This window comes from Parabacteroides sp. ZJ-118, assembly GCF_011038785.1.
GTDB lineage: Bacteria > Bacteroidota > Bacteroidia > Bacteroidales > Tannerellaceae > Parabacteroides.
In genome coordinates, this window is sequence record NZ_JAAKDT010000060.1 from 1 (window position 1) to 11,520 (window position 11,520).

Genomic DNA, 11,520 nt, shown 5'->3' on the forward strand with positions numbered 1-11,520 from the left:
TATTGACAAAACAAAATGGGGAATCCGGCAACTAATGCCGACTGCAACATATAGGTTCAACAAAACAATAGCGACTGCAACTATTAGCTTCATAGTGACAGTCGCTATTGTTATATATAAAGTTTAATACCTGTAGTTTATCAAATGCTTACTTTTTAACTGCAAAGTTTGCAATCAAAAATGCTATGGAAAAGTCGGCCGATTTCGGACGGATACATTGTTATATATAAAGGTTTAATACCTGTAGTTTATCAAATGCTTACGTTGGGTGGGTATGCTCCGTTTTCGGCATTTGTATTTAAAAAGTTTCATAAAGCTGTAATAAGGCCTTCGCTGTCTTTTCCCATGAGAATTCCTTCACTCTTTCCAGTCCGTAGGCTACTTGTCGGTCGTAGTAATTCGCTTTCTCTTCCAGCCGGAGCAGGGCATTGACGATTTCCTCTTCCTTGAGAGGGTCTACGAGTATCCCTCCATCCCCTGCGATCTCGGGCATTGCAGACGTGTTGCCGGCTATTACCGGCGTACCACAAGCCATAGCCTCTAGCATCGGTATACCAAAGCTTTCCCGTAGGGAGGTGTAGAGAAAAGCGAAGGCGCCATTGTACAAATAGGCCAGGTCTGTATTGGGTATGTAGCCGGGATAGGAGAGATAGGGCTTGATTTCCTCTATATGCTGCTCTTTCAATAGCGTATCTAACTTATCCTCTTTCAAGTCCGCTACCAACAGAGGACGCTTCTTTGACGAGCGCTTGAGGTAAAGACTGTATGCCTTCAAGGTGCGAGGTGTGTTTTTCTTTGGGTCTGTATTTCCTAAGAAGAAAAGATAATCATCTGAGCCGATGTATTTACGGGTGATGGCCGATACATTTGACAAGGGATGAAAATGTTGACTATACCCATTATGGATCGCTATAATCCGTTCTTTCGGCAGGCGCAGAGCTTCCCGTATCCGATCACGTTCAAAATGAGACACGGTAATGATTCTCTTACACTTGGGGAGTATACGGGGAACTACTAAACGTCGGTAGTGCCAACCCATGTTTTGATACCATGATGTATTACCTCCTTGCTTGGGTTCGAGAAAGATGATGTCATGCAAGGTCAATATCAATGGAACCGGACAATGGATGGGGGCCGTATTGCTTGTGCAATGCAATAGATCCGGTTTCACCTTAGCAATGGCATTCGGTAACGCTACCTGCTCCCAAAGGGGATATGAGGGGCATCTCACCTCTACGATACGCATATTATCCGTCTCTTCCAGGCAACGATCTTCTCCGGGACTTACGAATATGTAATATTCATTCTCATGATCCAGCTTTTGTAGCTCGCGGATACTCTCCAAGGCTACAAAATCCATTCCGTGCTTGTTCGTCCGGAAAATACGCTGGGCTTCTATGGCTATTCTCATGATTTTTTATTAGAATGTTGCGTATGGGAAAAATGCTTGCCTCCTATTCTGAATACATTCAGAAACATGAGGATGAAAAGTATCGGAACTGAAATGATCGCTTTCTTGAATTTTTTATCTACTAAATAATCCGGTACCGCGATACTAAATGTTATACCCAATAATATGAGTAGGCACCACCACTTTATAGATGCGACAAAATCAAGGATAGTCAGAATGATCGCGATTAAAATAATAAAACCTAATAATAAGACACGAGGAGGCATCATCCATTGGAAGAGTTTATCACAATAATCCCATTTCCCCTTAAGCATGGCTACGGGCATTTTTAAAATACCGGAAAATAGGTTGGAGAATTGAGTCGTTAACCAACGCTGACGTTGATTGTAAAAATCTTTTTTCCCTCGTACCTTCTCATCATACGTATATACGTCCTCTAGATATTCAATATAAATATTTTGGAATAACAAGATTCGTTCCATGTATTTATCTTCTCCGATACCGCTGCATTTCTCTATGGTCTCTTTGAATAGATCATATTCAAAAGCCATCCCCGAACCGCTTAGGGCGGACGAAAAACCTAGGCGGGTATGACCTTTACGGAAAATAGAGTTGTTGATTTCCTCACTGATCGAGTCTAAGACCGCCACATTGCTGTCCCGGTTCTTCGCCACTCTATGTGTTTGTAAAACAGAACATCCAGCATAAAGCGCATCGTTGATCTTGCTTAAATAGGAGGGATCTACTACATTATCGGCGTCAAGGACGACTATATTATCATATTTTAAATTCTCTTTTTCAATATATTCAATGGCCTTTTGTAAGGCTTCTATTTTCGTACATTTGAGTGAATCCATCTCGACAACCTGTATGGGTAATTCTTTCAGATCTTCTACGGTTTGAGGTGTCATTTGGTTGGAAATGACTATGACATCATAAAGTTCTTGGGGGTATTCTTGCCGAAGAAAGCTATTTACGGAGTCAAGAATCACGATATCTTCCTTATATGCCGGAAATAAGACGGCGAATCGGTATTTCTTCTTGGCTATAGGGTAAGTGTACAAAGGTTTCCGCTTAGAGTTGACCGCAAATGTGAATATGTACAGAACAAATATTAAGAAACATAGAAATAAAATCGCGTCTCCTAACAAATATAAGTTCTCTTGTTTTTCGATTAGGTATCCTCCTGTTTGAAAAAATTGTTCTATCATGGTGCTTAATTATTTGAGATGGTTCTTTTATCGTTTTGTATATCTTGATCAAAATATAGGCCATTAAGGACAAACGTAAGTCCCATAAATGAGATCATCATAGTAGGAAATTGTCCCCAAAATGAGTTCGAATATGCGTTCAGAAACATGCCGAATATGCCACAAAGCAATCCGGATAGTTGTCCTTTTAATTCAGGATCCTTGATTTGGGTGGCAATAATCCATCCTCCTTTAGCTATGGAAATGAGGATCATACCGAGATAAAGGATCAAACCTATAACCCCTGTTTCTACCCAAATTTTCACATACCAAGAGTCATTTGGGATAGATGTAGTGAAGCGTTCCGACACTTTTACACCCAATCCGTCTCCCGATAGTCCTAGCCCTTCTCCGAGGGGTTTGTATCTTAAGTAAGGAGCTAATTTCTTTTGGTTTTCTATACGCACGTTAAAAGAGGCGTCTTCTGTTGGATGAAAGGCTGTTCTCATTCTTCGGATAGTACTATTACCTTCTCCGATCGTGGTAAACGCAAAAAATACATATACGAAGAGCAGAGTACATGCGGATCCTATAATTGTCGTTGTTTGTTTACTTATTATGGCATAAAGAGCCAATCCTCCTAAAGGTATGATCATGGCTCCTCTGCTTCCGGATGTAAGCATTACCAGAAGTGATAAGATCGCTACAATTAAATAATATATCTTATAAATGGGAGAACGCATATAAAAAGAGGAAATCCCAAAAAACATGGAGGCGGCAGCTAAATTCGCTCCCATATTACTCGCATCCGTGAAAAATGAGAAATAACGAGTACCCGACCAAATAATATGGGTTACATGCCCCCCGTCATCCAGCCATTTCTGTTCGTAAGCATCGAATCCTATATATTTTTGCATCAAAGCTTTCGCTACGGCCAGCATTGTAAACAGGGATAAGGTAAATATCAATGCTTTCAATATTTTATATTTTGTACACAATAGAGATGCTAAGATCGTCATGATTAAACCATTAAGAATTAATCCCCTTGATCGGATCCACCCCTCTATAGAAGCTGTCGGGTTGATTAACTCAAGAAAACAGTATAACATCCATAAAACAGATACAATACTTAAAATATGGATTGCCCTTTTCAATTCAAGATTTTGATAAAGTGAGGCATGAATAAAAATGATAACAAGAGCAACCACATATGAGATGTCCATGATAACACTGATTTCTTCAATCGGGAAATAACGCGTGATGCCCATGATGAAATAGTTCATTGCAAAAATCACGAACAATATGAGCCATGGGTATTTGAGCAAAAACATGCAGCCAATACAAATCAAGGGGAAAAGCGAGATGATTCCGAAAGCCGGTATATTAGCGAACAATAAAGACGTAACGATTCCCCCTAGTCCCAATATCAAGATTAGGTTGGATAGCCTGAATGTAATCTCTTCACTTTGTTTGATGCCACTCATTCGATCTTGTTATTTTACAGCAGAGCCTGTTGACGTTAATCCCATGTACATCATCCTGTTCGCAAACGAGCGCATGGAAGTCTCCGGAGGTAATTGTCCCGTGAAGTCTTCAACCGCTTCTCGTGACGCATTATTCAGGTACAAGAATAATGGCGCGTTCCGGGTCATTTCCCGAAGGTATCTTACATATTCATCATCACTTCGTTTCCATACCCGACATGCGTTTGCCACTAACAAGTTTACTTGTGCAGAACGTAATAGGTAAGGAGGAATCCCGTTTTGTCGTATAGCGGGATATTCCACCAGAAGTATATCGGGACGCTTTTCAAAATGGATATGACTCTCGATTTTATCAGTAGTCAAGAATGCGGCATCAATGGAAATATCTTGCCCAACCCTTATATATTTTACATTGAAGCCCAATGTCTCCCATTGATCAGTCAGATATTTGCATATGAACGTTTTTCCCTCTTTGGATTCTATGCTTAAAATGTTTACACATAATGTCTCATCCTTTTTTAAATAAGGATTTAATCGATTACAAATGTAAGAAGCTGAGATCCGATTGCATGCCTTTATAAAACCGCGGAATTTCAATTGAGAGTTGCGTCCTGTAAAGGCTCCCAATATGTCCATACCCGTGAGACGTTTGGCTCGTTCCGCGTCTCGGAGCGTACGGTCCAATAATTCGATAATCAAATTCAATCCCGTGATAAACAGTAAGCTGCCGATAAAGGCCGCTATAATTAATAACAACCGTTTCCCTTTATCGCTGAAGAGCGGATAAGAGGGTTCGGAAACGGTGTTTAATGTAGCGGAAGTCAATTGGATGTTTTTCTGCTTCATCTTTGCCATATTCAACGCATACAGGATTTGTATATAGGATTGTTCGCTAAGATTGATCTCCCGTTCCTGTTGCTTGATTTGGGTACCTACCGGAGAGTAGGCCTTGTATAAATTGTCAAATTCCTGCTTACGCCTGTTCAATACAACAAGTTCCGCTTTCGATTTGACATGTAAAATCGTTTGCTTTAGCCACTCGTCTACCAAATCATCGATAGCGACACCCTCTTTACTCTCTTTGTATGAGTTTATTTGTTCAGTCAGCAGGGCGATTTTTTTTTCGGCATTTTTTAAGTCTGTCTTATACCCCAGTAACTCTCTGTCGGTCGCTTGTTTATCTTCGGAAGTAAAAGTCTCTAATTCTGTGATCTTTCCATTAATGCGAGTGATATCTTCCAACGTCTTGATAAAGTCATCGTTCGCAGTAATAAGCTTAGCCCGGATAAGCATATATTTCTCTGCCTCCTCGATTATCTTGGATGAACTCTCGTAGGCTTTCTCCGCCTCTTCATAGCGTGTGGCGAAATACTCATAATTATTTGCGATCGCTTTTGTTTGTTCATCATAATTGATGACTTGGTTCGCTACGTTATAATCTGTGAGGTTATCTTCCTGTTGGGTTAGTTTTGCCCTGACTTTTCTTAGTTCCTCTTCATAGTATTTGACAATGTCATCAGCTACTTGGTATCTCGAGTGTTTATAAGAGACTTTCATTTCTTCACTGATTAATTTCACGGTATTCCATGTAATGCCGGGATCTGTGCTTGTATAAGTGATTTCTATCAAGTCACTGTTTCCTTGTCGTCTGATGATAATCCCGGAAAGGGCAGCGTAGCTGAAAAATGGCGCTTCGCTGTTAAATAGTTCTTGTAGATAATTATAACTATCACTCTGTTTATATTCTTTTAGAACATTGAGTGTTTGATCGAAAGATGCGGTATCTACTAGGTTTAATACCTCTTTGGGAGTAGCATCGATTAACTTCTTATAATTCTTGGCCGTGATATAGAGATTATCCTCATTGGGATTTCCATTCATTAAACACAGTGCCAATAATTTTAGAGAGACCGTTTCCAATGTTCCTCTTGATTTAGTTAAGCTAACCAAGTTATCGTATGTGTTGAGTATTATTTGCCAATCTGTTCTTCCTTCTTCTGTTGCCAGTCCTGTGCTGGATGCGATACCAGTATAAATAGAGGTGGAGACCGTGTAGTTCTTACTCATAAACTGGCTGAAATAAGCTACTAATGCTGTTATGACAAGCGTCCCGAATACCAGTTGATGCCGTATCCTGTAGAAGAAACGAGAGATATATAGTATGATATCCATTGATTATCGGTTTATGATTTTTACATTCGTAAGCATCTCAAGTAGCGTAACCGCATTATGTAAGGAGGCACGACCTTCTTGATAAGATATATTGGCACTGGAACGTCTTCCTCGCTCAAGGGAAAGCTCTATGATGTCTATTTTACCGTTAATGAAGTCTTGCTCGGATATTTTCATTTGGGCATTATAAAGGGCCGCTGCGTCTGATTTGGCTTTTAATGTGGCTAATTCTTGCAATACGCTGTTATAAGCCTCTAGGATTTTCAGCTTACGCTCTTCTATGGATATCTCGTATTCATAATCCAATTGACGGAAACGAGCCTTCTTTGCCCGTATTTTCTGTCCTCTGCTGAAAACGTCTCCCAGAGGAATGGAGACAGAGATGCCGACACTGTATGTGTGTTGATTGCTGCCTAAACTTGTAAGGGTTAAAGGATCATCGATTGTCTCTGTGGAAGAGAGTTGAACGATTCTGCCATATTGATATTGGGCGAAAGGCCTGAAATAGTCCAGCCACTCCCTGCGGGTAACCTTCATCTCCGCATTTGCCTCATCTCGCCTGGCTTCATAGATACGGACAGATGGGTGTTCATATACAGACTCCAAAAAGACTGATAAGGGAGGGAGCTGGATGCGCTCATAGTCATCTAACATGGCTTCTATCGAGTCATTTCCGGAAGTTACTTCTATAGTCGTCGCTTTATTAAAATATGTTTTCTTTTGGCTATAGACTAAAGTCGTATTAAATATCAATAATAGAATAAATAACTTCTTCATAATGCAAATGTATTATCGATTGTATATAATGCTACATTTATACGTCCTCTTTCTGCACGAACGCCGTAAACGTCCTGAATATGATCTTCATGTCCAGCCAGAAAGAAAATGTAAGAGCGTATTTAATGTCTAATTGTTTACGTTCCTTCGCGGACATATTGCCGGAATTGCCGCGTTTCTCTACCTGCCAGAGGCCTGTGAGACCAGCGGGAGCCATGAAGCGTTGTATGTATTCGTCGTCGGTCAGTAGCTCGGCCTCGTATAGGGGAAGAGGGCGGTTACCCACGATGGACATGTCTCCCTTTACTATATTGAATAGCTGGGGAAGTTCGTCAATGCTGTATTTCCGGATGATATGGCCGATCTTTGTTATACGAGGATCATGCTCTAATTTAATGAAAGCGTTGGCGCGTTCGTGATGTTTTACTTTTAGATAGTCGTCTTCAGGAGTAGCGTCATCGTCGGAATATAAAATGATATTTTGCCCGTCGTCTTTCAAGAAAGAGACTTGCTTCTGTGAGCTTACAGGAGTTGAAGAAGAGTCCGTGGCCTCTTCTTCAATAGATTCCATGTACTGATTAAGTTTCTTATATTCTGCCAAACGCTTGTCCGCATCCATATACATAGAGCGGAACTTATAGAAATCGAAAACCTTGTAATTGCTGCCTACTCGTTTTGACTTGTAGAAAGCGGGGCCTCTGTCCTCCAGCTTGATCCAGATCGCCGTGATGATAAAGATAGGGAAGAGGCATAGGATCGCTAGGGATGAGAATAGGATGTCGAAGGCTCTTTTCCATAGGGGCAGCTTGAAAACAGCGAGATCCGGCTCTTTCAATTGTGCTTTGTGCGTTTTCTCTATTTTCTTGCACTTCTCGGCGATACGCAGTAACCTCACTAAATCTTCCTTAGAAGTGGATTCAGAGATGACGCAGTCCGTTCCGGCTTGCAAATAGGCTATTTTCTCCTCCCGATTCATTTCCTGGGCGATCAATACGATGTATATATGTTGAAATGTCTTATGCAGATGTGCGATTGCGGGAATGTTTAACGCCGGATCTGTTTTCTCGATGAATGCACAATAATCCATTCCCTCTGCCGGAAAAAACTCGTTTTTCATCTGCAGAAGCGTTATACATGTCATGACTTCAGTGTCCAATGCTTTACGTAAACGTTCGGCTAACGGTGCGTTATTTCCGAAAAAGACATAATTCATTATTTTAATATTCGTTTTACCCTTACCCTTAATTCCTCCGGGTTGAAAGGCTTCAAAATAAAGTCTTCCGCCCCTTCCTCAAACAAACGTATCCTATTCGAGCTGCTTTCTACGCTCGACAGGATCAAGACCGGTATATGGCTGAACATATCGTTCGCTTTTAAATAAACCAAGAATTCCTCTCCGGACATGTCCGGCATATTCAAGTCTGTAATGATCAAATCCGGTAAATTGCCTTCTTGAAGCCAAGCGATCGCTTTCAAAGGATTTCCCTTATAGGATACCTTGTAAGTGTTGGATAAATAAAGCATGATTATCTTTGCGATTTCTTGCTTATCGTCCACTAAAAGAACCGATTTCTCCATAAAGTCATATAATATTGTCGTCTTTTGTTTTATCTACTGCGCAAATTTAGGGTATTAAATTGAGAAAGTACATGTTTTTCAGTCGTTTTTTTGAAAAAAAACAGTACGAGCTTTGAAAATAGGAGAGACTGCGATTTTTTTGATTAAGTTTGTACGCTCATAAAGGAGATGTGTATTTGAAGATGCTTTGGAGGAAATCTATGGGTTTTGATGGTATTCGTTTATTGGTTGGTGTTATCGGTGCGATGGGCTTGTCCTCTTGCCAGCCGGAGATGCCGGTGATCTCTACGATAACCGTGGAGGCGGATGGCCTGACGGTTCCCGTGAACCCGGATCTGTATGGTTTGACCCTTGAGGAGATCAACCACGGAATCGATGGAGGACTGTATGCGGAGCTGATCCAGAACCGGAGTTTTGAGGATGGCGTACCACCGTTGAACTGTCCTTACGATGCCGCCCGGAACGCCTTGATTACTCCGAATGGCTGGACGATCCCTTTCTTGCGGGGAGACTCCGTGCCGGGATGGAGGCGGATCGTTTCTAATACACGGATATACCCGGATATGAAGGAGCTGGTCAATGATAGGAACCGGCGGTCGTTGCTGGTGGCCGTATCGGCTTCCGGGGAGTCGGGCCGTGGAGGTGTGATAGCCGAGGGATACCGGGGAATACCGATTCGCAAGGGGAAACGATACAATCTCTCGTTTTTCGCCAAGGGGGCGGATATGACACCCCGTACTATCCGGGTGGCCTTGGAGAACTCGGTGGGTGATACGGTCTTGAGCGATGTGTTTCAGGTAACTCCGCTGTACGAGTGGAAACGATACAGGCATACGTTTACGGCTGTGGAGGACGTGCCGAACGCAGTCTTGACGATCACGGCCGATACCTCTGCCGTGTTCTGGCTGGATGTGGTATCCTTATTTCCGGAGGATACCTGGAAGGGACGGAAGAACGGGCTGAGACCGGACTTGGCGGCGCTAGTCGATTCCTTGGCCCCTTGTTTTATCCGTTTCCCTGGAGGCAGTTTCGTGGAGGGGTATACGGCTGGCACGTACCCTATTTGGAGGGAGACGCTGGGCGATATCTCGGAGCGTAAGCATTTCTGGAACGTATGGGCCTATGGTACGACGAACGGCATGGGTTACCATGAGTACTTGCAAATGTGCGAGGATATGGGGGCGGAGCCTATCTACGTTATCAATAGCGGGATCACGAGCCAAAGTCGCCGGCCCCGCTACGAGGATATCACGGCGATGGATAAGCTCACGGAAGATGCCTTGGACGCGATCGCCTATGCGAATGCCCCGGTGGATTCCCTGCTGGGTGCCCTGCGTGCGAGGAACGGACATCCGGAACCCTTCAACTTGAAGTATGTCGAGATCGGCAGTGAGAACTATGGCGGGGAGTATTTCAGACGCTTCGAACTCTTCCGCAAGGCGATCAAGGAGACCTATCCGGAGATTACTGTTATCAGCAGTTCGCCAGTCACGAAGCGAGGTCGTAGCGAGTGGGTGGATTCCCATTATTACGCAGGGGAACATTTCTTCCTCTCCAACTCCGGCCGGTTTAATAGCGACCGGTATTCCAGGCGTTCGCCAGCGGTATTTATCGGGGAGTTCGGGACGACGGAGCGACCCTTGGCTGGTACGCTCCGGGCGGCGGTGGCCGAAGCCTGTTTCTTGGTCGGGGCGGAGGAGAATCCGGATATGGTACGCCGCTTGGCATATGCTCCGGTATTGGGGAACGCCGGGTTCGAGAACCAGCGCCATCCGTTGATATCCTTCAATACCCATCAGTCGGTGGTCTCTCCTTCCTACCATTTATTAAAGATGTTTACCCGCCATCGAGGGGACGAGGTGCTGAAGACGATTGTGGATACCTACGAGAAGCCGCAAGCACGTACGGGTCGGGCAGGTGTCGAGATGTTTGACAATAGTTATGAGTTCAAGGACGTGCGGATCGACGGCATGCCCGTATCGGATATCTCCGTGGTGAGCGGAGGATGGAGGATCCCGGAGGCTGGTACGTTGGTGCCGGAGGCCAACCGTTGGAATCAGGTATTGTTCGGCGATTCTACGAGCTATGCCTATGAATATACGGCGACTGTCCGGCGTACGAAAGGGAGCGGACAGATACGGCTTCGCCTCCGTGACAACGGGCGGACGGGTGAGCAGGCGGATTATATCGCCTTGACGATCGGGGCGGGAATGAGCAAGCTGTACCATCAGGTAGGTGGCGTGAAGGATAGCCTGGTCTCTCCCGTGCGGTTCCCTTTTGAGAGTAACCGGTGGTATACGGTTCGCATGACGTGCGAGTACGAGCGCATCCGTTGTTATGTGGACGACGTATTGCTGCATGAGGTGGATATGCGTCCGATCCCGTCGTTGGTATCTGTGGCTACCCTCGACAAGGAGAATCAGGTAATTTACTTGAAGGTCGTGAATACGACCCGTCATGAAGAGAAGACCTCTTTGCGTATCGAGGGAGTGAATATCATCCGTGATGAGGCGGAGTTGATCCAATTGAGAGGGGAACCGGAGGCTCGTAATACGTTTGAGAACCCGGATGCCGTAGCGCCTGTCACTGAGCCTATCGTATTCCCGATGAGCGGCCCGCTTATCTATAACTTCCCGCCTAATTCAGTGACTATCTTGAGACTAAAGATTGAATAAAAACACTACTGTGTTCACGACTAAACGTATCCGTCCGAAACCGTCCGACTTGTTTTTTTAAGTTCAAGTCAGGCTTAGATTTTGTCTTCGAAGTTGCAAGGGAGGAGACCGGTTAGTTGAAGTTCTTCCATGTCCGGCCTTATATTCTCCAGCGTGTGTTTCAGCCAGCGAAAAGGGTTTACGCCAAGGATTTCACAGGACACCATAAAGGTATAGAAGATGGCGTTGTCTTC

9 protein-coding genes are annotated in these 11,520 nt (G+C 43.8%); 1 reads left to right on the forward strand and 8 read right to left on the reverse strand.

Features of this window, described 5'->3' with window-relative positions; translation table 11 throughout:
* Positions 1-298: 298 nt before the first annotated feature.
* The 7 genes from G7Y39_RS12545 to G7Y39_RS12575 are packed head-to-tail and all read right to left on the reverse strand — an operon-like array spanning position 299 to position 8,612.
* Complete coding sequence (locus G7Y39_RS12545; RefSeq protein WP_165157789.1) at positions 299-1,411, reverse strand: glycosyltransferase family 1 protein; 1,113 nt, start codon at positions 1,409-1,411, stop codon at positions 299-301.
* Positions 1,408-2,622 (reverse strand): glycosyltransferase family 2 protein, encoded by a 1,215-nt coding sequence (locus G7Y39_RS12550; protein ID WP_165157790.1) that lies wholly within the window; start codon positions 2,620-2,622, stop codon positions 1,408-1,410. Before G7Y39_RS12550 ends, G7Y39_RS12545 begins: the two co-directional genes overlap by 4 nt.
* A gap of 5 nt (positions 2,623-2,627) precedes the next feature.
* Entirely contained in the window at positions 2,628-4,085 is a 1,458-nt protein-coding gene (locus G7Y39_RS12555) for an O-antigen ligase (protein WP_165157791.1), read from the reverse strand.
* Between the two features lie 9 nt (positions 4,086-4,094).
* Positions 4,095-6,257, reverse strand: a complete 2,163-nt coding sequence (locus tag G7Y39_RS12560) for a hypothetical protein (protein WP_165157792.1) — start codon at positions 6,255-6,257, stop codon at positions 4,095-4,097.
* Positions 6,258-6,260: 3 nt separating this feature from the next.
* A complete protein-coding gene (locus tag G7Y39_RS12565) occupies positions 6,261-7,034 on the reverse strand; it encodes a TolC family protein (RefSeq protein ID WP_165157793.1) in 774 nt (257 codons plus the stop codon).
* A 37-nt stretch (positions 7,035-7,071) separates the two neighbouring features.
* A complete protein-coding gene (locus tag G7Y39_RS13555; protein WP_165157794.1) occupies positions 7,072-8,247 on the reverse strand; it encodes a sugar transferase in 1,176 nt (391 codons plus the stop codon).
* Positions 8,247-8,612 carry a PleD family two-component system response regulator gene (locus G7Y39_RS12575; protein ID WP_165157795.1) on the reverse strand — a complete coding sequence of 122 codons (366 nt, stop codon included), beginning with the start codon at positions 8,610-8,612 and terminating at the stop codon, positions 8,247-8,249. The genes G7Y39_RS13555 and G7Y39_RS12575 overlap by 1 nt, the downstream gene beginning before the upstream one ends.
* A gap of 182 nt (positions 8,613-8,794) precedes the next feature.
* Here G7Y39_RS12575 and G7Y39_RS12580 point away from each other — a divergent pair, with 182 nt between their 5' ends.
* Entirely contained in the window at positions 8,795-11,287 is a 2,493-nt protein-coding gene (locus G7Y39_RS12580) for an alpha-L-arabinofuranosidase C-terminal domain-containing protein (protein WP_165157796.1), read from the forward strand.
* Positions 11,288-11,361: 74 nt separating this feature from the next.
* Here the strand turns inward: G7Y39_RS12580 and G7Y39_RS13935 are convergent, their stop codons facing one another.
* Complete coding sequence (locus G7Y39_RS13935) at positions 11,362-11,493, reverse strand: transposase domain-containing protein (RefSeq protein WP_370520362.1); 132 nt, start codon at positions 11,491-11,493, stop codon at positions 11,362-11,364.
* Positions 11,494-11,520 lie beyond the last annotated feature (27 nt).